Origin of the sequence: Falsirhodobacter sp. 1013 (assembly GCF_051195255.1) — a bacterium.
Lineage (GTDB): Bacteria > Pseudomonadota > Alphaproteobacteria > Rhodobacterales > Rhodobacteraceae > Falsirhodobacter.
Genome location: NZ_JBNJLK010000001.1, coordinates 537237 through 559228, shown reverse-complemented (window position 1 = coordinate 559228; position 21992 = coordinate 537237). Strand labels below are relative to the sequence as shown.

Below are 21992 nucleotides of genomic sequence, written 5' to 3'. Positions count from 1 at the left end.
GCGCGCAGGGCCGCAACAGCCTAGACGCGCCCTGCCAGCGCGGCCGCATAAAGCAGTGCCGTCTGTCGTCGCCGATCGCGCCGGATTCCCATCCGCATCAGGCGCCGGACACGGGCGGGCCCGCCTGTTCCCAGTTCGGCCCCGAACGCTTTCAGCATGTCACGCCGGTCCGGGTCCAGCTTGTGGGCGTGGGGCAGGAGCGCGTCGACATTCGCCCGGATCCAACTCGCATAGTGTCCCTGCCGGGACAGCTTCAACCGGCGCAGGAAGGCGTGGCTGCGGGCTGCGTCGCCGAGTTCGTTCCCGCCATGCTGGCGATAAAGCAGGCTTGGCCGTGGATCGGAAATCATGTGAGCCCGAAGGGCCGCCAATGCCAGATAGATCCACCAGTCGTGAAACGGCACTGGCGACGCTGGGGACAGGGCCCGCAGGCATGCCACCGCCTCGGCGTTCAGAACCATCGTGTTTCCGGCCATGATGTTTTGCACCAGCGCGTTCTCGAAGGCAGGCATGCCACGCGATCGGGACAGGCGGGGATGTTCCAGTTCCGGTCCGCAGACCAACGTCGTGCTGGCATAAAGGGTCGGATGTGGCATGTCGCCGATGTCCGTCAGCGCGCGCCGCAGCCGGTCCGGCAGCCAGACATCGTCCTGATCGCTGAAGGCGACCGGACCGGGAGGCAGGTCGGGATGATGCAACAGGGACAGGAAGTTCGCGGCCGATCCCTGGCGAGGGCCGTCCATCAGCCGGATTTGCCGGTCCGGGTGACGGACGGCGAAATCCTTCACAACGGCACGAGTCGCGTCGGTCGAACCGTCGTCGGACACCCACAGCCGCCACCCCACCCCCTCTTGCGCGGCGATGGAGGACAGCTGTTCAGGAAGGTGACGTGCGCCATTGAAGGCCGCGAGCAGGACCGTGATCATCCGCGGCTGAGGATGAGACGGTGCCAGCGTCGCAGGAAGATCAACCCGAGAACCATTGGAACCAGCCCGCAGAGGAACACGTAGGTGGGGCTGACATAGCTTGCGTCATAGCCCGGATAGAAGCCGGAGCGTATCTGTCCGATCACGTGCAGCATCGGGTTGAACCACAGGTATGTCTGCGCCGACGCCGGAACCATGTCGAAGGTGTAGAACACGCAGGACAGGATCATCAGCGGGGCCATCGCGATCCCCCAGAGGCGATCCCACAGCGGGATGATGCTGACAAGAACGCAATTCAACGTGCCGATGCCCAGCGCCAGCACCGCCAGCATCGTGAAGCCCAACGCGATTGCAGAAAGGTCCAGAACGGTTCGGGTCTCGAACAGTGTGCAGATGCCCGCGAACAGGATGTAGGACACGAGAAGCTTTGTCACGAGCGCCAGCAGGAACCGCGCCAGGATCGCGTCGAGGAAGGTCACGGTCGGGTAGGCAAGAAGCGGTCGCGAGTAGTTGATGGCTGTCTGCACGCGCTGCGTGATGTGGATGTACATCGTGAAGGGCAGCATGCCCGTAGCATAGAAGATCGGGAAGTTGATCCCCAAAGGCGGCGTCCGCAGCATCAGCGAGAAGACGAAGGTCATCACCGTGATGCCCGCAAGCGGTTCCAGGATCGCCCAGATGTATCCGCCGGGCGACCGGCCATACGTCGTGGCCATCTCCCTCAGGACAAGCGCTCCGACCGCGCGGGCGGTGCCGAATCTGTGGGACGCGTGGATTGAACGCAGAACCTCGGGCGGGGGCGTGCTGGTTCCGGACATGGGACTTGCCTCTGCGACCGCTGGAATTTCAAGGGCACAGTATGTACAAGCTGTTCTGAAGGTTCAATCCGGTCCTCGGAGGTCGCTTGCCCATACCCGACACACTGCCCGCTTCCGAAGTTGCCCCACCCCGCCGCAAGCGGCGCCCGGCCCTTGTGGCTCCCGGCGCGGAACGGGGTGCGGAAGATGCACCGGCTATCGTGGTGCGACCGGCCGTTCCCGGGGCGCAATTGCTTCGGCGGCACCGGTTCGTGCTGGGAAGTTTCCTTGCCGCCGTCGTAATCCCGGCCCTGCTCGCAGCGCTGTATCTGTGGGTCTTCGCAAAGGATCAGTACGCCTCCAGCGTCTCGTTCATGGTGCGCAGCGAAAGCCAGACGTCTCCTTCGGACATGCTCGGCGGTCTGAGCATGCTGAGCGGGGCCACCAGCACCGCCTCGGACCCCGAAGTCCTGTACAACTACTTCAACAGTCAGGATCTGGTGGCGAAGGTGGATCGCAAGGTCGATCTGCGCGCAATCTGGTCGAAGCCCCGTTTCGACCCTGTCTTCGGTTTCGGCAAGCACGGCACGATCGAGGATCTTTCCCGGTACTGGAACGACATGGTGCGGGTTACGCTGGACAACCGGACCAACATCCTCAGCGTGCGTGTCCTGGCGTTCGATCCCCAGGACGCGAAGAACATCACGCAGGCGATCTTCGGCGAAGGAACGGAGATCATCAACAAGCTGTCCGACATCGCGCGCGAGGATGCGATCCGCTACGCGCGCGAGGATCTGAACACGGCCACCGAGGACCTGCGGGCCGCACGGACGGCGGTGAACATCTTCCGCAACACCAACCAGATCATCGACCCTTCCGTGGACACCATGGGTCAGATGGGCATCGTCAATACGCTGCAGGCGCAACTGGCCACCGCCATGGTGGAGATGGACATGCTGCGTCAGACCACGCGGGACGACGACGTTCGCATCCAGCAGGCGCAGCGGCGGATCGAGGTGATCAACCAGCGCATCTCCGAAGAGCGCAACAAGGTTGGCCTGTCAGGCACGGCCGAGGGCGGAAGCGCGTCGGCCTTCGCGAACCTCGTAGGAGAATACGAGAAGCTGAGCGTGGATCGCGAATTCGCGGAGCAGACCTACACGGCGGCGCTGGCCGCCTTCAACGCGGCCCGCGCCGAAGCTGGTCGCCAGAGCCGTTATCTGGCGGCGCACGTGCAGCCGACGCTGGCGGAACAGTCGCTTTTCCCGCAGCGTGGCAAGATTTTCATCCTGATGACGCTGTTCCTCATCCTTGTCTGGGCCGTGGTCGTCCTCGTGGGATACAGCCTGAAGGACCGGAAATAGGGTCCATGATCCGACTTGAGAACCTGAGCAAGACGTTCATCCTGCAAGGGCAGCGAAAAACCGTCGCCGACAATATCAGCGTCACGTTCCCGTCGCGCCGCGCCGTGGCCCTTCTGGGGCGAAACGGGGCAGGGAAATCCACCCTGCTTCAGATGATCTCCGGCACGGTGGAGCCGACAGGCGGGCGCATCCTGTCCAGCGGCACCATTTCCTGGCCCGTCGGGTTTGCGGGATCCTTCCATCCCGAACTGACGGGCGCGCAGAATGTCCGGTTCGTGGCGCGGATCTATGGGGTAGATACCGTGGGGCTGATCCAGTTCGTGGAAGACTTCGCTGAACTCGGGAAGCATTTTCATCTTCCGTTCCGCACCTATTCCTCGGGGATGCGGTCACGGCTGGCGTTCGGCGTTTCCATGGGCATCCCGTTCGACACCTATCTGATCGACGAGGTTACCTCGGTGGGGGACGCGTCATTCAAGGCCAAGAGCAGCGCCTACCTGAAGGAACGCCTGAACCGTTCGGCGGCGATCATGGTCAGCCACTCGATGTCGATGGTGCGAAAGATATGCAGTTCGGCCGCCGTTCTGGAGAACGGCCGTCTGACTTGGTATGAGGATCTGGACGAGGGCATCGCCCGGCACGAACGCAACATGGAGGTCTGACCAGACGGACGGGCAGCGTCTCAGCGCAGCAGGGCAGCCCGCGCCTCGGACTCGAAGCGCGCACGGAACATGTCGTTCAGGGCGTCGGCCTGCCGCTCGATTGCGGGCTTGCGCAGCTTCCAGTCGGACAGGTCCGCCCCTGCGAAGGTGCCGACGCGCAGCACGGCCCGACGTGGCCGCCGAACCAGATCCTCATAGGTCAGGTGCATCCGGGGAAGGCCGAAGATGGTGCAAAGCGCCTGAATCGCATTGGCGGACATCTGCGTGGCGCTGATCAGATGGTCGATCTGCGCGAAGTTGAAGACGGGTTCCACATCCAGGCCGGTCTGTTCGCTGGTCCAGCGCTTCGTCTGGTGGGCGATATGGTACGAAATGGCCTGCCCCAGCAGATCCTCACGCGTGATATGGATGACGCGCACCCCCTGATACATCGCCGGGATTCGGAAGCGGTGCAGCATGAGGATCTGGTCCCACGACGCCTTGAACCCGTGCATCTTGCCAGGTTCCGACAGAACCTCGGCGCTTTGACGAATGAAGTCGGGGAAGGTCGTGGCGTTCCACCGCTCGGCCTGCTGAAAGACAGTGGAATAGTTCAACTGCTCGTAGAACCCCGAGAAGATGGGGGTGGTGCGCAGATAGTCGGCGAGCAGGTTCGAGCCGCTGCGGTTGGAGAAGGCCAGAAGGTAAAGCGGATGGTCAAATACCGGGCCGGTCCCCTGATAGGCGACGCGGCCCCGGAAGTGGCGACGGATTTCCACCTCGTGCACACCGCCTTGGGCCAGGAACTTCACGATGTCCAAGCTGCGCTCCTCCTCCATGTCCGGGCAGACATATGCGGCGACCGGGGTGAAAGGTCAAACCAAGCCGTGATCCGTGTCCACTGGTCAAGCTGTGGAGGCTTGGCTAGGGTCCCCTCAAAGAAGTCAGGATCGTGAGACAATGGCACATAACGTTCTGGTCACCGGCGGCGCAGGCTATATCGGCGCACATGCCTGCAAGGTGCTGAAATTGGCGGGGTTCACGCCCGTCACCTTCGACAACATCTCCACCGGCTGGGAACAGGCCGTGAAGTTCGGTCCGCTGTTCAAGGGCGACCTGATGAACCGCGCCGACATCGACGCGGCGCTGGAGCAATACCAGCCCGTTGCGGTCATGCATTTCGCCGCGCTGTCGCTGGTGGGCGAGTCTATGAAGGACCCGGCGACCTACTGGCGGGTCAACGTGAACGGCGCGCTGAACCTGCTGGAGGCGACGGTGGCCGCGGGCATCCGCAACTTCGTCTTCTCGTCGACCTGCGCGACCTATGGCGATCAGGACGGCGTCCTTCTGGACGAATCCACCCCCCAGCGCCCGATCAATGCCTATGGTGGGTCCAAGCTCGCGATCGAGGAGATGGTCCGCAACTTCGGCGCCGCGCATGACCTGAACCACGTGATCTTCCGTTATTTCAACGTGGCGGGCGCCGATCCCGAGGCCGAGGTGGGCGAGCAGCACACCCCTGAAACCCACCTGATCCCGCTGATGCTGGACGCTGTCGCCGGCAAGCGTCCGGCGCTGACGGTGTTTGGAACGGACTATCCCACGCGCGACGGCACCTGCGTGCGTGACTACGTCCACGTGATGGATCTGGTGGACGCGCATGTGCTGGGACTGAAATGGCTTCTGGGCGGGAATGAAAGCCGCGTCTTCTGCCTGGGCACCGGCAACGGCTTCTCGGTCCGCGAGGTGATCGAGGCATCGCGCGCCGTCACGAACCAGGAAGTGCCGATGGTCTATGGCGACCGCCGCCCCGGCGACGCGGTGACGCTGGTCTCAGGATCGGAGGCCGCCATCCGCGATCTGGGCTGGCAGCCGAAGCGGTCGAACCTGCGCGACATGATCGGCGACGCCTGGCGCTGGGCGCAGGCGGAGGCGTTCGCGCGCTGACCTGACATCGTTCCCGGATCCGTGGTGGCGCAGGAGGGGGGTGAAGTTCCCTGCGCCCCGATCATCAGGAGTGGGCCTGCTTGATCCGGACAAGGGTATCCACGAGGTCCGCACGGTCGATCTTCAGGGTTTGCTGAAACTTCACTCTCGGTGTCTCGGCCCTCTGTGCGTTTACCAGATGGTACCGATCGTCAAAACCGCAAGCGATATCAATCTTCAGGAAGTTGATGCTGAACGTGCGCTTTTCCTCGGGAACAAGGATGTTCACCCGGCCCGCATTCCTGCAAAATCCCTTAAGGTGGAAGAACGATGACTGAAACCCGCTGACAGACAGGTATCGGTCGAACACAGATATCTGATCGCGCAGGGTCATCGTTTCGGGGTGGATGACATCGAAGCCAAGATCGCGCGCGATGTCGTCAAGGTTTCTGTCCGAAACAAAGTCGTTCGTGCCGCCTTCAAGCAGGCTTCGGCTGACGAAGGCATGCCCCGCGGCGGGTGCCCCGGCGGGTGCGGAAGGCGCAAGCACCGCCGCCTGCATATTGCGCGACAGATTGGTATCGCAGAAAATGCGATCCATGAATTGCGAGCCGAACACTGTCAGTTCATCGATTTCCATCGGAACGGTCAGGAAGTGCAGCCTGTTCTGGTTCACGCCCAGCACGTCGAAGAACTGGCGGATATATCCCACCGCAACGGGCTCGCGCAATTCCTCCAGTTCGGGCATGTGGAAAACGATGGGTTGATCGGACAGTTTGGGCCGCGCACGGGCGGGATAGGTCCGGCTCAGGCTGCCCAGCATGAGGTGCGTATAGTGTGCCGCCGTATATCGCCTTTGCAAGATGCGCCTTCGGCTGGCGTGCAAGGGCATCCGTCTCTTCGGTGGGCCACCAGATGGTGCAGTCGCCGCGCCGATCGTTGCCACACAGATCGTTGAAGTCCGTGATCCTTTCAAGCGTATAGGAATAGATGCCCTGGCTTCGACGCCGCCACCAGATATTGGTGCCGCCACGGTATATGGTCGGCACGGCGACCGCCCCGGTATGTACCTGGTAGTCGTTATCGTTGTTGGTGATACGCAGGTGATTGGAATTGCAAAGACCCGCATTGCGGGCAAAAAGATCTGCGGCTTTGAATGCGATCAGGTCATCTTGTTTCTTTCATCGGGAACACGGTGAACGGACGTCGGGGTGGTGCCGGACGTGGTGATTGCGAGTCGCCACCCCCAGCATCGCCCGGTCGCCCTCGCTGGTCAACGCCTCCAGCGCTTCCGCCACGGGCATCCAGACGGCGTGATGGCCCGCCTCGGTCGGCGGGCCGATGCGCAGGGTGGGGCGGGCCAGGTGGATCAGGCAGACCTTTTCGGCCCACTTGTCGTATTCGGGCATGAAGGTGAAGCGGCGATAGACGCCCAGACGCGGCCCGATCGCGATGCGCCAGCCGGTTTCCTCCATCACCTCGCGGTGCAGGGCGGCCACGGGGTGTTCGCCCGGGTCGATCCCGCCGCCCGGCAGCTGGATCTCGGGGGTGGGCGCCTCCTGCAGGGTGGTCAGGATCTGCCCGCCCCGCAGGCAGACGGCATAGACGCCCACCCGTCGACGATACCTTTGCCCTGCCTTCAACGCCTCGCCATATCGCCGGATCATGATGCCCTTGGGTCCTTCGGTTGCCGTCCCTATATGGACGCGGTATTGCCTTGGCCTACGATATGCCAAGGCGCCTGCCCCAAGGAAACCCCATGACCATCGGATCGCAAATCGCATGGGACGACACCGTCCTTCCCTTCCAGCTTGACCGTTCGGACATCCGCGGCCGCGTCGTGCGACTGGACGGCGTTCTGGATCAGGTCCTGTCGAAACACGCCTATCCCCCGCTGATCGAGGCGCTGGTGGCCGAATCCGCGCTGTTGACGGCGTTGATCGGCCAGACGATCAAGCTGCGCTGGAAGCTGTCGCTGCAGATCCGTGGAAACGGCGCGGTGAAGCTGATCGCGACGGACTATTACGGCCCCACCGATGACGGGCAGGCTGCCCGCATCCGCGCCTATGCCAGCTTCGAGGCGGACCAGCTGACCGACGCCCCCGCGTTCGAGCAGTTGGGCGAGGGCTATTTCGCCATCCTGATTGACCAAGGGGAGGGAACCGTGCCCTATCAGGGCATCACCCCCATTTCCGGCGGGTCGCTGTCCAAATGCGCCGAGACGTATTTTGCCCAGTCCGAACAGCTTCCCACGCGGTTCGAACTGTCCTTTGGCCGGTCGCAGGTGCCGGGCGGTGCGGAAAGCTGGCGCGCCGGCGGCGTGATGCTGCAGCACATGCCCAAAGCCTCTCCTTCGGTGGGCGAAGCTTCGGGGGAGGGCGGCCTTCTGACGCATGCCGACATTCTGGACGGGGACGAGGGCGAAAATTGGATGCGCGCCAACTACCTTCTGGACACGGTGGAGGATCTGGAGCTTATCGGTCCCTCCCTCGCGCCCACCGACCTGCTGGTGCGGCTGTTCCACGAGGAAGGCCCCCGCGTCTTCGACAGCCAGCCCCTGCGCTTCGGATGCTCCTGTTCCGAGGACAAGGTCCGCGCCGCGCTGGAACCCTATCCGGCCGAGGAGATCGCCGAGATGATCACCCCGGACGGCACCGTCACCGCCGACTGCCAGTTCTGCGGCGCGCATTACGATCTGGATCCGGCCACCCTGGGGCGTCGCGGGGATGACGCGTGACGCATTGATCGCCGCTCTGGCGCGCCCTGCGCCAGAGGTTTCACGGCCGGATTCGCTGAAGCCGGCCGCCGTGCTGCTGGCGGTGCAGGACGGGCGGCTGTGGCTGACCAAGCGCGCCTCGGGCCTGCGGCACCACCCGGGGCAGATCGCGCTGCCGGGCGGCAAGCAGGACCCGATCGACGCCGACGCCACTGCCTGCGCCCTGCGCGAGGCGGAGGAGGAGGTGGGCCTGCCCCACGCCGCTGTCACCGTTCTGGGCACGCTGCCGGTGCAGGACACCGTGACCGGCTTCGCCATCACCCCGGTTCTGGCCGAGATCACGGGCCCCTTCACCCCCTTCGCCCAGGCGGGGGAGGTGGAGGAAGTGTTCGCGGTTCCTTTGGCCCACGTGCTGGACCCGTCGCGCTATGCGCCGCAGTCGCGTTTGTGGTCGGGTCGGCGGCGGACCTACTGGACCGCCCCATGGGGTCCCTATTACATCTGGGGCGCAACCGCCGACATCCTGCGCGGTCTGGCGCTGAGGATGAGATGAAGATCAAGGGTGACTGGCTGGCCTTGGCCGAACCTGTCTGCACCATGTTGGCCGCCGGGGGCCATCGGGCCTTGTTCGTGGGCGGCTGCGTGCGCAACGCGTTGCTGGGCGCCCCCGTGTCCGATCTGGACCTCGCCACCGACGCCCGTCCCGAACGGATGATGGAACTGGCCCGGGCCGCCGGCCTGCGCGCAATCCCCACCGGTATCGACCACGGCACCGTCACCGTCCTGTCCGACGGCCATCCGTACGAGATCACGACCTTCCGCCGCGACGTGGACACGGACGGCCGCCACGCCACCGTCGCCTTCACCGACAGCGTGGCCGAGGATGCCGCGCGGCGCGACTTCACGATGAATGCCTTGTATGCGGAGGCGGACGGCACCGTCCTCGACCCCTTGGGCGGCCTGCCGGACCTGATGGCCCGCCATGTCCGCTTCGTCGGGGAACCGGCCGCGCGGATCACCGAGGATTACCTGCGCATCCTGCGCTTCTTCCGCTTTCACGCGATCTATGGCGACGGCGGGCCGGACGCCGAAGGCTTGGCCGCCTGTGCGGAACATGCGGACGGCATCGACACCCTGTCGCGCGAGCGGGTGGGGGCGGAGATGAAGAAGCTGCTGGCCGCCCGTGATCCGGCCCCCGCCATCGCCTCCATGGTGGCGGTGGGGGTGCTGCACCATGTGCTGCCGGGGGCCGATCCGAAGCCACTTGCGGTGCTGGTGCATCTGGAAGGCGACCTTCCGCCCGATCCCATCCGCCGCCTGGCGGTGCTGACCACCGAGGCCGACCTGCGCCTGTCGCGGGCCGAAACCGCCCGCCTGACCCGCCTCGCCACCGCCGCGCGGGAAGGGGAGGATCTTCGTGCGTTGGCCTTCCGCCACGGGGCCGACCTCGCGCGGAACGTGGGCCTTGTGCGCGGGGCGCTGATCGGTGCGGCCCCCGACCTGTCGGGGATCGAGGAGGCCGCCGCCGCAACCTTCCCCGTGACCGCGCGCGACCTGATGCCCGCGTTGTCGGGCCCCGCGCTGGGCGATCGGCTGCGGGAGTTGGAGTCGCGCTGGATCGCGTCCGGCTTCCGGCTGACAAAGGACCAGCTTCTGGGCTGAACGGTTTCCCTGCGGGCCCCCGCGCCTATATCCACAGGGCACGCGAAAGGCCCCTTCATGTTCCGCTTCTTCGAACGGCTCGTCGATCCCTACGCACCCTACGACCTGACCGACACGCCTCCGAACCGGCTCTGGCCGTTCCTGAAGGGCTACATGCAGCCGTTCCGCAAGGTCTTCGCCGTGACGGGCGCGCTGTCGGTGGTGGTGGCGGTGACCGATCTGGCGCTGATCTGGTATGTGGGGCGCGTGGTGGATCTTCTGGCCACCGGCACCCCGCAAGACGTCTGGGCCAGCCACGGGACCGAGATCATCGGCGTGGCCCTGGCCGTCCTGTTCCTGCGCCCGCTGGCGGCGGCGGCGAACACCGCGCTGCTCCACAACACCATCCTGCCCAATTTCGGCACGCTGATCCGCTGGCGCGCCCACCGGCACGTTCTGCGCCAGCCTGTGGGATGGTTCGAAAGCGACTTCGCCGGCCGGCTGGCCAACCGCATCATGCAGACCCCTCCGGCGGCGGGGGATGCGGTGTTCAACGTGTTCGACGCGGTGGCCTTCGCCGCCACGACGGCGGTCGGCAGCCTTGTGGTGCTGGGGCAGGCGGATCCGCGCCTGATGGTGCCGCTCCTGATCTGGTTCGCCTCCTACGGGCTGCTGATGCGCTGGACGGTCCGGCGCGCGGGGCCGGCGGCCAAGGCGTCGTCGGACGCGCGGTCGACCGTGACGGGGCGGGTCGTGGACGCCTACACCAACATTCATTCCGTGAAGCTGTTCGCCCATGACGACCGCGAGGACGCCCACGCGCAGGAAGCCATCGAGCACGCCCGCCAGACCTTCGCGCATGAAATGCGGATCGTCAGCCGCATGGACATCACCTTGACCGTCATCAACGGGGCGATGATCGTGGCGGTCATCGGCTGGGCGATCCTTCTGTGGTATCAGGGCGCGGCGACGGCGGGGGTGGTGGCCGCCGCCTCGGCGCTGGTGCTGCGGCTGAACAACATGACCTACTGGATCATGTGGGCCACGCAGCAGCTGTTCCAGTCCTTGGGAACCATTGCGGAAGGGATGGAAACCATCGCCCAGCCCATCGCCCTGACCGACGCAAAGGGGGCGCCCGATCTGGTCCTGACCGAAGGTCGCATCGATCTGGACCACGTGACGCATCATTACGGCCGCTCCTCGGGCGGGCTGCAGGACGTGACGCTGACCATCCGGCCCGGCGAGCGTCTGGGCGTGGTTGGCCGCTCAGGGGCCGGGAAGTCCACGCTGGTGAAGCTGCTGCTGCGTTTCTACGATGTGGAAGGGGGCGCGATCCGCATTGACGGGCAGAACATCGCGTCGGTCACGCAATCCAGCCTGCGCCGCGCCATCGGCATGGTCCAGCAGGACCCGAGCCTGCTGCACCGGAGTGTGCGCGAGAACATCCTCTATGGCCGTCACGACGCAACCGAGGAGGAGATGATCGAAGCCGCCAAACGCGCCGAGGCGCACGATTTCATCCTGACGCTTCAGGACGGCGAAGGGCGGCAGGGTTACGACGCGCAGGTGGGCGAACGCGGCGTGAAGCTGTCGGGCGGCCAGCGCCAGCGCATCGGCCTGGCCCGCGTGATCCTGAAGGACGCCCCGATCCTCGTGCTGGACGAGGCGACCTCGGCACTGGACAGCGAGGTGGAGGCGGCCATTCAGGATTCGCTTTACGGGGTGATGGCGGGCAAGACGGTGATCGCCATCGCCCACCGGCTGTCCACCATCGCGCATATGGACCGCATCCTTGTTCTGGACGGGGGCGGCATCGCCGAAATCGGCACCCATGACGACCTGCTGGCGCAAGGAGGGCTATATGCCCGGTTCTGGGCACGCCAATCCGGCGGGTTCATCGACACGGACGAGGACGCATGAACAGCACTCTGCGCCGCTTGGGCGGCCTGATCGACGCCTTCCGCCCCGCCGACGGGCAACCGCCCGGCACGCTGGGGCGGTTCTTCCTGTGGTGCCTGAAGGGATCCTGGCCGGCCTTGGTGCTGGCGGCGGTGATCTCCTGCCTCACCGGCTCGCTGGAGGTGATCTCGGCCTCCATCCTTGGCTGGGTGATCGACGGGGCGCAGGCGGCGGGGCCGGAGGCGCTGTGGTCGAACGGCTGGTACATCCTTGCGGGCCTTGCCGCGTTCTTCGTGCTGCTGCGGCCGTTCTTCTTCGGCCTGTCCTCGGCGTCGAACGCGATCATGGTGCAGCCGAACCTGTTCCCCCTGGTGCTGTCGCGCCTGCACCGCTGGACGATGGGGCAGGACGTCACCTTCTTTGACAACGATTTTGCGGGCCGCATCAGCCAGAAGCAGATGCAGGCCGCGCGCGCCGTGACGGATGTGGCGGCCGAAACGATCAACACGGTGGCCTTCGCGCTCGCCTCGGTCATCGGGTCGGCGCTGTTCCTGATTTCGGTGGACGGGTGGCTGGCGGCGTCGCTGGCGGTCTGGCTGATCGCCTATGCCGGGCTGATCAAGTATTTCATGCCACGCATCCGGAAGAATTCGGCCGCGCGGGCGGCGGCGCGGGCCATGGTGTCGGGGCAGGTCGTGGACACGATCACCAACATCAAGACCGTGAAGCTCTTCGCCCATGACGCGTTCGAGGACCGGGTCGCCCTTCAATCCATGGGCACCTTCCGGGACCGCAGCCTTGATTTCGGCGTCATCTCCACCTTCTTCCGGTCGGCGCTGATGCTGTTGTCGGGATTGCTGCCGGTGATCCTGATCGGCGGCACGCTGTGGATGTGGCAGCGGGGCGCGGCCTCAATCGGGGATGTGGCGGCGGCGGGGGCGATCGCGCTGCGGCTGGCGCAGATGTCGGGCTGGGTCAGCTTCACGCTGATGTCCATCTACACCTCCATCGGAGAGGTGGAGGACGCGATGCACACGCTGGCCAAGCCCCACAAGCTGCCCGACGCGCCCGAGGCCGCGGCCCTGCCCGCCATCCGGGGCGAAGTGGCGTTCGACGGCGTGACCTTCACCTATGGCGGCCGGCATGGCGGGGTGCAGGACATCAACCTGTCGATCCGCGCGGGGGAAAAGCTGGGCATCGTCGGCGCCTCGGGGGCGGGGAAATCCACGCTCGTGGCGCTGCTGCTGCGGCTTTACGACGTGGAAAAGGGCGCGGTGCGGATCGACGGGCAGGACGTGCGCCACATCACGCAGGAATCCCTGCGTCGCCAGATCGGAATGGTCACGCAGGAAACGGCGATGTTCAACCGTTCCGCCCGCGACAACATCCTGTACGGTCGGCCCGAGGCGAGCGAGGACGACCTGCACGCCGCCGCCCGTGCCGCCGAGGCCGAGGAGTTCATTGAAACGATGAGCGACCATCAGGGCCGCACCGGCTATGACGCCTATCTGGGCGAACGGGGGGTGAAGCTGTCGGGCGGGCAGCGCCAGCGGATCGCGCTGGCCCGCGCCTTCGTGAAGGACGCGCCGATCCTGGTGCTGGACGAGGCGACCTCGGCGCTGGATTCCGAGGTGGAGGCGTCCATCCAGCTGGCGCTGGAAAAGGTGATGGAGGGCAAGACCGTGCTGGCCATCGCCCACCGCCTGTCCACCATCGCCGAGATGGACCGGATCGTGGTGCTGGAAAAGGGCCGCATTGTCGAGGAAGGCGGCCACGAGGAGCTGCTGGCGAAAAACGGGGTTTACGCCCGCTACTGGAACCGGCAAAGCGGCGGCTTCCTTGGCTTGGATGAGGCGGCGGAATGAGACTGGTTGCGGAGCGACTGGGGCATCGCGGGGACGCGGTTGCCCATATTTCCGGAACGGGGGGGCCTTCGGGCCCCGTCTTCATTCCGCGCATCCTTCCGGGCGAGGAGGTGGAAGGCAAGGTCATCGGCGACCGCATGGACACGCCCACGATCCTGACGCCGTCCACCGACCGGGTGAAGGCGCCGTGCCCGCATTACCGCACCTGCGGCGGCTGTTCGCTGCAACACGCCTCGGACGATTTCGTGGCGGGTTGGAAGCGCGAGGTGGTCGTCACCGCACTGGCCGGGCAAGGGCTGGAGGCGCCGGTGGGCGAGGTGCAGACGTCGCCAGCCTTCACCCGCCGCCGCGCCACGTTGCACGGGCGGCGTACGAAGGGCGGGGCGCTTCTGGGCTTTCACGCCCGCGCCTCGGACACGCTGGTGGCGGTGCCGCACTGCCTGCTGCTGACGCCCACGCTGAAGGCCGCTTTCCCTGCGCTGGAGGCGCTGGTGAAGGCCGGCGGATCGCGCACGGCGGAACTGTCGCTGACGGTGACCGACAGCCTTGGCGGGCCGGATGTGGCGGTGACGGGCGGCAAGCCGCTGGATCCCGTCCTGCACGGCGAGTTGGCGCAGCTGGCCGAACGCTTCGGCCTGTCCCGCCTGGCGTGGGAGGGGGAGGTGATCGCCCTGCGCAACCCGCCCGCCCAAGCCTTCGGCCCCGCCCGCGTGTCGCCCCCGCCCGGAGCCTTCCTGCAGGCCACCGCGGCGGGGGAGGCCGCACTTCTGGCCTTCGTGCGCCGGTCGGTCGGGTCTGCAAAACGGGTTGCGGACCTTTTCGCAGGCTCCGGCACCTTCGCGCTTCCCTTGGCCGAAAATGCCGAGGTTCATGCCGTGGAGGGTGACGCGGCCATGACCGCGGCGCTGGACCGTGGCTGGCGCGGGGCGCAGGGGTTGAAGCGCGTCACAACCGAAGCGCGCGACCTGTTCCGCCGCCCGCTGGAACCGGACGAGCTGAAGGGCTTCGACGCCGTGGTCATCGACCCCCCGCGCGCGGGGGCCGAGGCGCAGGTGAAGGCGCTGGCCCGCAGCGTGGTCCCCGTGATCGCCATGGTGTCCTGCAACCCGGTCACCTTTGCCCGTGACGCGCGTCTTCTGATCGCGGCGGGCTTTGCGCTGGAGGAGGTGGAGGTCGTGGACCAGTTCCGCTGGTCCAGCCATGTGGAACTTGCCGCACGCTTCACACGGAGGTGAGCGGCACGTGTGAATCCTTGCTAGGCAGACCGCCCGATTCGCGTGTATTCCAAGCAAAACACCAGAAATGGCAGAAAAAATGCGGGCAGTGAAAATCCTGATGATGCTGGCACTTGTGCTGGGTCTTGCGGCCTGCGGCGGTGGACAGCCGCCGTCGAAGTTCAAGACCTATGACGGGCCGCCGATCACGCGGATCCAGGTCCAGAAGGCCGAGCGCAAGATGTACATGATCAGCGGCACGCAGGTCGTGAAGGTTTACGACATCGCGCTGGGCTTCCAGCCGCAGGGTCACAAGCAGTTCGAAGGCGACGGCAAGACGCCCGAGGGCACCTATCTCATCGACCGCCGCAATCCCAACAGCGCGTTCCACCTGTCGCTGGGCGTGTCCTATCCGAACGCCAACGACCGCATCAACGCGCTGGCCAATGGCAAGCTGCCGGGGGGCGACATCTTCATCCACGGCGACTCGCCCGGCCCGAAGCGTCAGGCGGACTGGACCGCCGGCTGCATCGCTGTGACGGATGCCGAGATCGAGGACGTCTATGCCATGATCCGCGACGGCACCGTCATCCAGATCCTGCCCTGAACGAAAAAGGCCCCGGACATCCGGGGCCTTTTCCTTATTGTGCCATGGCCATCTGCGGCGTGTAGCCACCGCCGCCCGAGCCGGTGACGATGGTCCACCACAGCTTGCCCGACGGTTCCTGGAACCAGGCGAAGCCCATGTCGGTGGCCGCGGGGTTCAGGACGACCTCGCGCGTGCCGACTTCCTTCATCCACTCGCCCAGCGTCTCGATCTCGGTCTGGTAGGTTTCGGAGATGTCTTCGCCCAGAAGGGTGCCGGTATAGCCCGCGCGCTGCGCCCGCACCAAGGGGGAGGAGCCGTCGGAGCCGAAATGCCACGGGCGGTTCTGCACCGACATGTCGCGCGAATGCGTGGCCGCGGCCGCCGTCAGGGCGGAGTTCAGCTGCAAGGGGGCCAGCCCGCGCGCCTGACGCAGCGAGTTGACCGAATCGAGCATGCGATACGTGACCTCGGCCTCCTGGCTTGCACTGATGCGGTAGACCTGGGGACCGCCGAGGGACGGTGCCGTACCGGAAGAGCAGGCGGAGAGGGCGACGACCCCGCAGATCGCTAGGATGGAGAGGTGTTTCATGACTGTCCCGTCAAAGGTTCTTAGGCACTACATAGCGAACGACGGGGTGCGGGGCAAACGCAACTCTGCGTGACAAGGCGTTCGTGATTTGCCGAAAGGCACGGGCAACGCTATGCTGCGCGCTGCACCGTTCCCACCCGGGTCAATGAGGAGTTTGAGGATGAGCGACGTGAAACTGAACCGCCGCGCGCTTCTGGGCGCCGCCGCCGCGATGGGCGCAGGCTCCCTCGCGCTGCCGGCCCTGGCCCAGCAAGCCGGAAACATGGCCAATTCCACGCAGATGGAACCGGCGGCCACCACCCGCTCGAACATCTCCAGCTTCCGCATGCTGGACTGGCGCAAGCATTTCGACAACACGCGCAACGGGGCGATTCTGGTCGACCTGACGTCGCGCGCGCTGCACTTCTGGTCCGAAGACCAGACGATCTACAAGCTTTATCCTTGCTCCATCCCCCTGTCCGAGGATCTGACCCGCCGCGGCAAGACCCAGGTGGTGGAGATGCGCGAGAATCCGTCCTGGCGCCCGACCCCCGCCATGCGCGAACGGAACCCCGAATGGCCGGAGGTCGTTCAGGGAGGTGCGCCCGACAACCCGTTGGGTGTGCGCGCCCTTTATCTTTCGTGGCAGTACTACCGCATCCATGGCACGCATGACACGCGCAAGATCGGGCGCGCGTCGTCCAACGGTTGCGTGGGCCTGTACAACGAGCATATCGTGGAACTGTACAGCCTGTCGAAAGTGGGCACGCAGGTGTTGCTAATTTGACAACACGTCGGAGTCTTTGCGGGAACCAGAACCTCCCGATTGCATTCACGTTCCCGAGATGCTTATGCATTTCATTACGAGGAACAGTCTTGGATGCGAAACGTCGCCTCTGAAACAAAAGACGTTGAGCAGTATCTGGAGGTCATTATGAAGAAAATCGCACTCGCCGCCGCTCTCTCGGTCGCAGCTTCGTCCGCTTTCGCTGGCGGCATGGCAGAGCCCGTCATGGAGCAACCGGTGATGGCTCCGGCCGTCGTCGAAGAAAACACGTCGTCGTCGTCGGCTGGCGTTGTTGTTCCGCTGCTGCTGCTGCTGGTTGTGGCTGCTGCCGCTGCTTCCTAATTCTTTAGGAAACGAAATAGGGAAAGGCGGTGGAGCGATCCACCGCCTTTTCCTTTTCTCCCGTGGCCGGTTCGATTACATCCAGCCTTGAAGCTGTTCGCGGATGATCTGCCCCAAGGCCGACACGTGGCTGGGCCGATCGTTCAGGCAGGGGATGTAGGTGAAGGTTTCACCGCCCGCGTGCAGGAACGCTTCCTGGATCTCGCCCTGAATCTCCTCCAGCGTCTCGATGCAGTCGGCCGAGAAGGCGGGCGCCACTACGGCAATGTGGCGTTTGCCCTGTTTGGCCAGTTCGGCCACATGCTCCACCGTGTAGGGCTTCAGCCATTCCTCCGGCCCGAAGACGGACTGGAATGTGGTCTGGATCATGCCCTTGTCCCAGCCCAGCGCCTCTTGCAGCAGGCGCGTCGTCTTCTGGCACTGGCAGTGGTAGGGATCGCCCTGCATCAGGTAACGCTTGGGCATTCCGTGATAGGAAGCCAGCAGCACCTCCGGTTTCGAATCAAGCTTGTCCCACGCCTCCAGCACCGACTCGGCCAGCGAGGCGATGTAGGCCGGATGCTCGAAATATTCGGGCAGGGTGCGGACGGCGGGCGCCCGGAACATCTTGGTCACGGCGGCATAGAAGGCGTCATTGGCCGTCGCGGTCGTGGCGCCGGCGTATTGCGGATACAGCGGCACGAACAGGATCTTGTCGCAGCCCGCCTCCACCATCGCGCGGACCTTCGACTCGGTGGACGGGTTGCCGTAGCGCATGCAGAAATCGACCATCACTTCGGGCAGTTCGGCTGCCAGCGCCGCGGTCTGCGCCTTGGTGATTGTCATCAGGGGGCTTTCGCCCTTGTCGTGATTCCAGATCGACTTGTAGTTCGCGCCCGAGGTGAAGGGCCGCTTGGCCAGGATCACAGTCTGCAGAAGCGGCTGCCACTTCCAGCGCGGATAGTCGATCACGCGGCGGTCCGACAGGAATTCCGACAGATAGCGGCGCATGTTCCAATAGTCGTAGCCGTCAGGCGTGCCGAGGTTGGCAAGAAGAACCCCAATGCGGCGGGGTTTGACAGGGGGATGGTCGGGGGGTAGGGGGGACATGCGCGGCTCCAATCTGGCTGAGGTGGAGATACGCGCCTGAGCGGGGGCGTCAATGCTTGGGAAGGATGTCCGCCAGACGGTGGGTGGCCGATCCGGGTCGCAGGGGCTGGGGCTGGCTTTCATGCGGAGCCCAGCCAGTCAGCCACACGATCTCGAACGTGGCAGGGATGCGGCCTTCGGCGTCGGCAAAGGCGGCTTGATAGCGGGCGGCGGCTTCCATCAGCACCGTCCGGCGGGTGAAATGCCGCGGGCGTTCGGCGAGGGCTGAGGTTTCGCCCATGGCCCGCAGATCCCCCATCAGATGCAGCGCGTCGCGGTAGCGCACGGTCAGGGTGTCGGAATCCGCCACGGGCAGGGCCAGACCCGCGCGCTGGACCAGCCCGCCCAGATCCCGGATCTCTCCCATCGGCAAGACGCGGGGGGACAGGCCGCCGGTGACCGCGGCCTCCGCTTCCGCCAGAACGGCCCGCAGCTCGTGCAGGGTCTGGCCGCCCAAGGTCGCGCACAGGAACAGCCCGTCGGGGCGCAGGGCACGGCGGGCCTGCACGATCTGGCCGACCGGATCGTCGGCCCAGTGCAGGCACAGGGCGTGGATCACGAGGTCCTGCGAGTCCGGCCCCAGATCCAGTACCTCCGCGTCGGGAATCGTGCGGAAACCGGGCCAAAGGTCGGGGAAAGGCGTCACGACGACGGCGTCATTAAACGTTCTGTTAACCTCGATCAGTCTTTCCTGCGCCTCTGACACCACCGCCTCGTGCAGGAACAGAGCGTCCCGCGTGGCGCGGGCGCGGTGAAGGGCAAGGGCGTGGCGGTCGGTCAGCTGCGGCGTCATGTGTGAAGATGTGAGGGTGCGGATATGGGAATGCAAGCGGCGGTGCGGTTGTTCTATCCGCCGACCTGTCTGTGCTGCAACGAGGTGATCGGCTCGGACGGGCTGTGCGGTGCCTGCTGGCGCGACACGCCCTTCATCTCCGGCTCCGTCTGCGACCGCTGCGGCGCCCCCGCGCTGGGGGAGGAGGCGGGCGTCTGCGACGATTGCCGCACCCTGCAGCCGCCATGGGGCAAGGGCCGCGCCGCCCTGACCTATGGCGAGAACGCCCGCCGCATGATCCTGGCGCTGAAGCATGGCGACCGGCAGGATCTGGCGCGTCCGGCGGGCCGCTGGATGGCCCGGGCGGCCGAGCCGATCCTGACGGCGGGCATGATTGTGGCCCCGGTGCCGCTGCACTGGCTGCGGCTACTGCGGCGTCGCTACAACCAGTCGGCGCTGCTGTCGCGCGCGCTGGCGCGGTCGGCCGGGCTGGCCCACGCGCCTGATCTTCTTTTGCGCACGCGCCATACCGGCACGCAGGACGGCCACGACCGGCAGGGCCGGTTCGAGAACATGACCGGCGCCCTGCGCGTCCGCCGCCCCGCGCAGGTGGAAGGGCGCCACATCCTTCTGGTGGACGACGTGATGACCACCGGCGCCACCCTGGCCGCCGCGGCCGAGGCGTGCCTTGACGCGGGTGCCAGCGACGTGTCGGTGGTGGTGCTGGCGCGGGTGGACAAAAGACCCTAGATAAAGGGGAAAGCGAAGGAGCGTTCCCATGAAATCCGTAGAGATCTACACCACGCCGACCTGCCCCTATTGCCATGCGGCCAAGGCGCTGCTGGCGCGCAAGGGCGTGACGTTCACCGAGATCGACGTCAGCCGCGATCCCGACCTGCGCGCGAAGATGACCGAACGCGCCGGGCGGCGCACGGTGCCGCAGATCTTCGTGGGCGATGTCCATATTGGCGGCTCCGACGATCTGCACGCCCTGGACGCGCGGGGCGGCCTGGACCCGCTTTTGGCCTGAGCCCGTGACCGACCGCATCGACGACATCGCCATCGCCCTGTTCGGCGAGCTGTTCATGGCCGATCAGCTTGCCCGCACCCGCATCTCCAAGGTGCTGCCGAAGGGGATGGAGTTGTCGCATTTCGGTGTGCTGAACCATCTGGCGCGGATAGGGGAGGAGCGGACCCCGGCCCAGCTGGCCAAGTCCTTCCGCGTCACGCGCGGCGCCATGACGAACACGCTGGCCAAGCTGGAATGGGCGGGCCACATCCACATCCGCCCCGACTGGGACGACGCGCGGCGCAAGTTCGTCGCAATCTCTCCGGCGGGGCGTCAGGCGCGCGACGCGGCGCTGAGCGCGATCGTGCCCGCCGTGGGCGATGTGGTCCGCGCCCTTGGCCCTGAAAAGATCCGCGCCGTCCTGCCCGTCCTGCGCGAGATGCGCACCCGGTTCGAGCATGCCGAGTGACCTGATCGTCACCGGCGCGACCGGACGTCTGGCCCGCCTTCTGCGCCCCCGCTGGCCCGACGCGGTCTGGCTGTCGCGGGGGCAGGCTTGGCCCGAAGGGCGCGGCGGCACGATCCTGAACCTTGCCGGCGTCACCGATCCCGCCGGTCCCTTGGACGACAACGTGGCCACAGCCGCCGCCGCCATTGCGGAAGGGGCAAGGCGGGGGGCACGTGTGTTCCTCATGTCCTCGGCCGCCGTTTACGGGCCGGGGGATCAGGATTTCGCCGAGGATACCGTTCTGGCCCCCGTGAACGCCTACGGTCAGGCCAAGGCGCAGATGGAGGCCCTGCCGGGCCCTGCTGTGATCCTGCGGCTTGGGAATGTTGCGGGGGCCGATGCCCTTCTGGGCCGTGCCACGGGCGAGGTTATCTTGGATCCGGTGGGGGTTGAGGGTCCCGTCCGGTCCTATATCGGGCCCGCGACGCTGGCACGGGTGCTGGCGCATCTCTTCGCCGCCGCTGATCTGCCGCGCATCCTGAACATCGCCGAACCGCCCCCGGTCAGCATGGGCGCGCTTCTGGACGCCGCCCGTTTGCCCTGGCGGTTCGGCTCCACACGCGAAGGCGCCATACCCCGCGTCGGCCTGGACACGCGCCGCCTGCAGGCGCTTTGTCCGCTGCCCCCCGCCGATCCGGCCCGCATGGTGACGGAGTGGCGGGCATGACCCTGCGCAAGCGCCTATTCGACATCGTGCTGGCCCTTGTGCTGGCGGTGCTGCTGGCGGTGCCCTTCGCGCTTCTTTGCCTTGTGCTGCTGGCGCTGGAAGGGCGGCCGCTGTTCTATGTGGCGGAACGGATGAAGGCGCCGCACCAGCCCTTCGCGCTGTGGAAGCTGCGCACCATGCGCCCTGCCGGTCCCGGCGAGGCGGGGGTGTCCGGCGGCGACAAGGCGAACCGCATCTCCCCCCTTGGACGCTTGCTGCGCAAGACCCGCGCGGACGAGATTCCGCAGCTGTGGAACGTGCTGCGCGGCGACATGAGCTTTGTGGGCCCCCGCCCACCCCTGCGCCAGTATGTCGAACGGTTCCCGGAGCTTTACGCGCAAGTGCTGCGCAGTCGGCCGGGCATCACGGGCCTCGCCTCCCTCCACATCCACCGGTTCGAGGAGCGGATCCTGTCCGCCTGCGCCACGCCCGAGGAAACGGACGCGGTGTATTGCCGCCGGTCGATCCCCCGTAAGGCCCGGCTGGACCTGATCTATCAGCGCCATGCGGGGCTGCGGATGGACATGGCGGTGATGGCCGCCACCGCATGCCGTGTTTTGAGGCGTGGCTGACTCCCGATAATAAATTAACTTC

Annotated in this window: 26 protein-coding genes; 18 read left to right on the top strand and 8 right to left on the bottom strand. The window is 66.0% G+C overall.

Annotated elements, in window-relative coordinates:
• Window positions 1-20: 20 nt before the first annotated feature.
• Together ACSHZY_RS02895 and ACSHZY_RS02890 are read right to left on the bottom strand one after the other, a co-directional pair.
• Window positions 21-926, bottom strand: coding sequence for a glycosyltransferase (locus ACSHZY_RS02895; RefSeq protein WP_435165128.1), 906 nt, complete (start codon window positions 924-926; stop codon window positions 21-23).
• Window positions 923-1744 (bottom strand): ABC transporter permease, encoded by an 822-nt coding sequence (locus ACSHZY_RS02890; protein WP_435165125.1) that lies wholly within the window; start codon window positions 1742-1744, stop codon window positions 923-925. The genes ACSHZY_RS02895 and ACSHZY_RS02890 overlap by 4 nt, the downstream gene beginning before the upstream one ends.
• A 251-nt stretch (window positions 1745-1995) precedes the next feature.
• On the opposite strand from ACSHZY_RS02890, the gene ACSHZY_RS02885 reads away from it, so the two are divergent.
• Both ACSHZY_RS02885 and ACSHZY_RS02880 read left to right on the top strand, forming a co-directional pair.
• On the top strand, window positions 1996-3087 hold the full coding sequence (locus ACSHZY_RS02885; protein WP_435165122.1) for a hypothetical protein: 1092 nt from the start codon (window positions 1996-1998) through the stop codon (window positions 3085-3087).
• Between the two features lie 5 nt (window positions 3088-3092).
• Complete coding sequence (locus ACSHZY_RS02880) at window positions 3093-3749, top strand: ABC transporter ATP-binding protein (RefSeq protein ID WP_435165119.1); 657 nt, start codon at window positions 3093-3095, stop codon at window positions 3747-3749.
• 20 nt (window positions 3750-3769) lie between these two features.
• On the opposite strand, the gene ACSHZY_RS02875 is transcribed toward ACSHZY_RS02880, so the two are convergent.
• Window positions 3770-4540 carry a Stf0 family sulfotransferase gene (locus ACSHZY_RS02875; RefSeq protein WP_435165460.1) on the bottom strand — a complete coding sequence of 257 codons (771 nt, stop codon included), beginning with the start codon at window positions 4538-4540 and terminating at the stop codon, window positions 3770-3772.
• Window positions 4541-4688: 148 nt separating this feature from the next.
• Here ACSHZY_RS02875 and galE point away from each other — a divergent pair, with 148 nt between their 5' ends.
• Window positions 4689-5675 (top strand): UDP-glucose 4-epimerase GalE, encoded by a 987-nt coding sequence (gene galE / locus ACSHZY_RS02870; RefSeq protein ID WP_435165116.1) that lies wholly within the window; start codon window positions 4689-4691, stop codon window positions 5673-5675.
• 64 nt (window positions 5676-5739) lie between these two features.
• Here the strand turns inward: galE and ACSHZY_RS02865 are convergent, their stop codons facing one another.
• A complete protein-coding gene (locus tag ACSHZY_RS02865; RefSeq protein ID WP_435165113.1) occupies window positions 5740-6477 on the bottom strand; it encodes a hypothetical protein in 738 nt (245 codons plus the stop codon).
• Window positions 6478-6517: 40 nt separating this feature from the next.
• Between ACSHZY_RS02865 and ACSHZY_RS02860 the strand changes: the two genes are divergently transcribed.
• Window positions 6518-6853 (top strand): hypothetical protein, encoded by a 336-nt coding sequence (locus ACSHZY_RS02860; protein WP_435165110.1) that lies wholly within the window; start codon window positions 6518-6520, stop codon window positions 6851-6853.
• Here the strand turns inward: ACSHZY_RS02860 and ACSHZY_RS02855 are convergent.
• Entirely contained in the window at window positions 6836-7321 is a 486-nt protein-coding gene (locus tag ACSHZY_RS02855; RefSeq protein WP_435165107.1) for an NUDIX hydrolase, read from the bottom strand. The genes ACSHZY_RS02860 and ACSHZY_RS02855 overlap by 18 nt on opposite strands.
• A 92-nt stretch (window positions 7322-7413) precedes the next feature.
• Between ACSHZY_RS02855 and ACSHZY_RS02850 the strand changes: the two genes are divergently transcribed.
• The 7 genes from ACSHZY_RS02850 to ACSHZY_RS02820 all read left to right on the top strand — a co-directional run bounded on the left by ACSHZY_RS02850 (window position 7414) and on the right by ACSHZY_RS02820 (window position 15596).
• A complete protein-coding gene (locus tag ACSHZY_RS02850; protein WP_435165104.1) occupies window positions 7414-8391 on the top strand; it encodes an Hsp33 family molecular chaperone HslO in 978 nt (325 codons plus the stop codon).
• Window positions 8381-8923: a CoA pyrophosphatase gene (locus tag ACSHZY_RS02845; protein ID WP_435165101.1), complete on the top strand. Its 543-nt coding sequence runs from the start codon at window positions 8381-8383 to the stop codon at window positions 8921-8923. The genes ACSHZY_RS02850 and ACSHZY_RS02845 overlap by 11 nt, the downstream gene beginning before the upstream one ends.
• The gene (locus ACSHZY_RS02840) at window positions 8920-10032 is read left to right on the top strand and encodes a CCA tRNA nucleotidyltransferase (RefSeq protein WP_435165098.1); all 1113 of its coding nucleotides are present in this window, start codon (window positions 8920-8922) and stop codon (window positions 10030-10032) included. The genes ACSHZY_RS02845 and ACSHZY_RS02840 overlap by 4 nt, the downstream gene beginning before the upstream one ends.
• 57 nt (window positions 10033-10089) lie before the next feature.
• Window positions 10090-11931 carry an ABC transporter ATP-binding protein gene (locus ACSHZY_RS02835; protein ID WP_435165095.1) on the top strand — a complete coding sequence of 614 codons (1842 nt, stop codon included), beginning with the start codon at window positions 10090-10092 and terminating at the stop codon, window positions 11929-11931.
• Window positions 11928-13775, top strand: coding sequence for an ABC transporter ATP-binding protein (locus tag ACSHZY_RS02830; protein ID WP_435165092.1), 1848 nt, complete (start codon window positions 11928-11930; stop codon window positions 13773-13775). Before ACSHZY_RS02835 ends, ACSHZY_RS02830 begins: the two co-directional genes overlap by 4 nt.
• A complete protein-coding gene (locus tag ACSHZY_RS02825) occupies window positions 13772-15010 on the top strand; it encodes a class I SAM-dependent RNA methyltransferase (RefSeq protein ID WP_435165089.1) in 1239 nt (412 codons plus the stop codon). The genes ACSHZY_RS02830 and ACSHZY_RS02825 overlap by 4 nt, the downstream gene beginning before the upstream one ends.
• 79 nt (window positions 15011-15089) lie before the next feature.
• Window positions 15090-15596, top strand: coding sequence for a L,D-transpeptidase family protein (locus tag ACSHZY_RS02820; RefSeq protein ID WP_435165086.1), 507 nt, complete (start codon window positions 15090-15092; stop codon window positions 15594-15596).
• A gap of 34 nt (window positions 15597-15630) precedes the next feature.
• Here ACSHZY_RS02820 and ACSHZY_RS02815 read toward each other — a convergent pair whose 3' ends face one another.
• On the bottom strand, window positions 15631-16167 hold the full coding sequence (locus ACSHZY_RS02815; RefSeq protein ID WP_435165082.1) for a CAP domain-containing protein: 537 nt from the start codon (window positions 16165-16167) through the stop codon (window positions 15631-15633).
• Between the two features lie 160 nt (window positions 16168-16327).
• On the opposite strand from ACSHZY_RS02815, the gene ACSHZY_RS02810 reads away from it, so the two are divergent.
• Together ACSHZY_RS02810 and ACSHZY_RS02805 are read left to right on the top strand one after the other, a co-directional pair.
• Window positions 16328-16933, top strand: a complete 606-nt coding sequence (locus tag ACSHZY_RS02810) for a L,D-transpeptidase (RefSeq protein ID WP_435165079.1) — start codon at window positions 16328-16330, stop codon at window positions 16931-16933.
• Window positions 16934-17080: 147 nt separating this feature from the next.
• Window positions 17081-17275: a hypothetical protein gene (locus tag ACSHZY_RS02805; protein ID WP_435165457.1), complete on the top strand. Its 195-nt coding sequence runs from the start codon at window positions 17081-17083 to the stop codon at window positions 17273-17275.
• Window positions 17276-17350: 75 nt separating this feature from the next.
• Here ACSHZY_RS02805 and hemH read toward each other — a convergent pair whose 3' ends face one another.
• Both hemH and ACSHZY_RS02795 read right to left on the bottom strand, forming a co-directional pair.
• Window positions 17351-18364: a ferrochelatase gene (gene hemH / locus ACSHZY_RS02800; protein ID WP_435165076.1), complete on the bottom strand. Its 1014-nt coding sequence runs from the start codon at window positions 18362-18364 to the stop codon at window positions 17351-17353.
• 49 nt (window positions 18365-18413) lie between these two features.
• Window positions 18414-19196, bottom strand: a complete 783-nt coding sequence (locus ACSHZY_RS02795) for a methyltransferase domain-containing protein (RefSeq protein WP_435165073.1) — start codon at window positions 19194-19196, stop codon at window positions 18414-18416.
• A gap of 24 nt (window positions 19197-19220) precedes the next feature.
• Between ACSHZY_RS02795 and ACSHZY_RS02790 the strand changes: the two genes are divergently transcribed.
• Genes ACSHZY_RS02790 through ACSHZY_RS02770 form a run of 5 tightly spaced genes read left to right on the top strand, consistent with a single transcriptional unit; the run spans window position 19221 to window position 21970 of the window.
• On the top strand, window positions 19221-19925 hold the full coding sequence (locus tag ACSHZY_RS02790) for a ComF family protein (RefSeq protein WP_435165070.1): 705 nt from the start codon (window positions 19221-19223) through the stop codon (window positions 19923-19925).
• 28 nt (window positions 19926-19953) lie between these two features.
• Complete coding sequence (gene grxC / locus ACSHZY_RS02785; RefSeq protein ID WP_435165067.1) at window positions 19954-20205, top strand: glutaredoxin 3; 252 nt, start codon at window positions 19954-19956, stop codon at window positions 20203-20205.
• 55 nt (window positions 20206-20260) lie between these two features.
• Window positions 20261-20653, top strand: coding sequence for a MarR family winged helix-turn-helix transcriptional regulator (locus tag ACSHZY_RS02780; protein WP_435165454.1), 393 nt, complete (start codon window positions 20261-20263; stop codon window positions 20651-20653).
• Complete coding sequence (locus ACSHZY_RS02775) at window positions 20643-21359, top strand: NAD-dependent epimerase/dehydratase family protein (protein WP_435165064.1); 717 nt, start codon at window positions 20643-20645, stop codon at window positions 21357-21359. The genes ACSHZY_RS02780 and ACSHZY_RS02775 overlap by 11 nt, the downstream gene beginning before the upstream one ends.
• Window positions 21356-21970, top strand: a complete 615-nt coding sequence (locus tag ACSHZY_RS02770) for a sugar transferase (protein ID WP_435165061.1) — start codon at window positions 21356-21358, stop codon at window positions 21968-21970. Before ACSHZY_RS02775 ends, ACSHZY_RS02770 begins: the two co-directional genes overlap by 4 nt.
• Window positions 21971-21992: the final 22 nt, after the last annotated feature.

Excerpts from the sequence above, each read along its gene's own strand:
- ACSHZY_RS02890 (WP_435165125.1), bottom strand. The coding sequence starts at position 1,744 with ATGTCCGGAACCAGCACGCCCCCGCCCGAGGTTCTGCGTTCAATCCAC.
- ACSHZY_RS02835 (WP_435165095.1), top strand. The coding sequence starts at position 10,090 with ATGTTCCGCTTCTTCGAACGGCTCGTCGATCCCTACGCACCCTACGAC.
- ACSHZY_RS02840 (WP_435165098.1), top strand. The coding sequence starts at position 8,920 with ATGAAGATCAAGGGTGACTGGCTGGCCTTGGCCGAACCTGTCTGCACC.
- ACSHZY_RS02825 (WP_435165089.1), top strand. The coding sequence starts at position 13,772 with ATGAGACTGGTTGCGGAGCGACTGGGGCATCGCGGGGACGCGGTTGCC.
- ACSHZY_RS02780 (WP_435165454.1), top strand. The coding sequence starts at position 20,261 with ATGGCCGATCAGCTTGCCCGCACCCGCATCTCCAAGGTGCTGCCGAAG.
- ACSHZY_RS02860 (WP_435165110.1), top strand. The coding sequence starts at position 6,518 with ATGCGCCTTCGGCTGGCGTGCAAGGGCATCCGTCTCTTCGGTGGGCCA.
- ACSHZY_RS02815 (WP_435165082.1), bottom strand. The coding sequence starts at position 16,167 with ATGAAACACCTCTCCATCCTAGCGATCTGCGGGGTCGTCGCCCTCTCC.
- ACSHZY_RS02770 (WP_435165061.1), top strand. The coding sequence starts at position 21,356 with ATGACCCTGCGCAAGCGCCTATTCGACATCGTGCTGGCCCTTGTGCTG.
- ACSHZY_RS02820 (WP_435165086.1), top strand. The coding sequence starts at position 15,090 with ATGCGGGCAGTGAAAATCCTGATGATGCTGGCACTTGTGCTGGGTCTT.
- ACSHZY_RS02805 (WP_435165457.1), top strand. The coding sequence starts at position 17,081 with ATGAAGAAAATCGCACTCGCCGCCGCTCTCTCGGTCGCAGCTTCGTCC.
- ACSHZY_RS02775 (WP_435165064.1), top strand. The coding sequence starts at position 20,643 with ATGCCGAGTGACCTGATCGTCACCGGCGCGACCGGACGTCTGGCCCGC.
- ACSHZY_RS02790 (WP_435165070.1), top strand. The coding sequence starts at position 19,221 with ATGGGAATGCAAGCGGCGGTGCGGTTGTTCTATCCGCCGACCTGTCTG.
- grxC (WP_435165067.1), top strand. The coding sequence starts at position 19,954 with ATGAAATCCGTAGAGATCTACACCACGCCGACCTGCCCCTATTGCCAT.
- galE (WP_435165116.1), top strand. The coding sequence starts at position 4,689 with ATGGCACATAACGTTCTGGTCACCGGCGGCGCAGGCTATATCGGCGCA.
- ACSHZY_RS02830 (WP_435165092.1), top strand. The coding sequence starts at position 11,928 with ATGAACAGCACTCTGCGCCGCTTGGGCGGCCTGATCGACGCCTTCCGC.
- ACSHZY_RS02845 (WP_435165101.1), top strand. The coding sequence starts at position 8,381 with ATGACGCGTGACGCATTGATCGCCGCTCTGGCGCGCCCTGCGCCAGAG.
- ACSHZY_RS02855 (WP_435165107.1), bottom strand. The coding sequence starts at position 7,321 with ATGATCCGGCGATATGGCGAGGCGTTGAAGGCAGGGCAAAGGTATCGT.
- ACSHZY_RS02850 (WP_435165104.1), top strand. The coding sequence starts at position 7,414 with ATGACCATCGGATCGCAAATCGCATGGGACGACACCGTCCTTCCCTTC.
- ACSHZY_RS02895 (WP_435165128.1), bottom strand. The coding sequence starts at position 926 with ATGATCACGGTCCTGCTCGCGGCCTTCAATGGCGCACGTCACCTTCCT.
- ACSHZY_RS02810 (WP_435165079.1), top strand. The coding sequence starts at position 16,328 with ATGAGCGACGTGAAACTGAACCGCCGCGCGCTTCTGGGCGCCGCCGCC.
- ACSHZY_RS02795 (WP_435165073.1), bottom strand. The coding sequence starts at position 19,196 with ATGACGCCGCAGCTGACCGACCGCCACGCCCTTGCCCTTCACCGCGCC.
- ACSHZY_RS02865 (WP_435165113.1), bottom strand. The coding sequence starts at position 6,477 with ATGCTGGGCAGCCTGAGCCGGACCTATCCCGCCCGTGCGCGGCCCAAA.
- ACSHZY_RS02880 (WP_435165119.1), top strand. The coding sequence starts at position 3,093 with ATGATCCGACTTGAGAACCTGAGCAAGACGTTCATCCTGCAAGGGCAG.
- hemH (WP_435165076.1), bottom strand. The coding sequence starts at position 18,364 with ATGTCCCCCCTACCCCCCGACCATCCCCCTGTCAAACCCCGCCGCATT.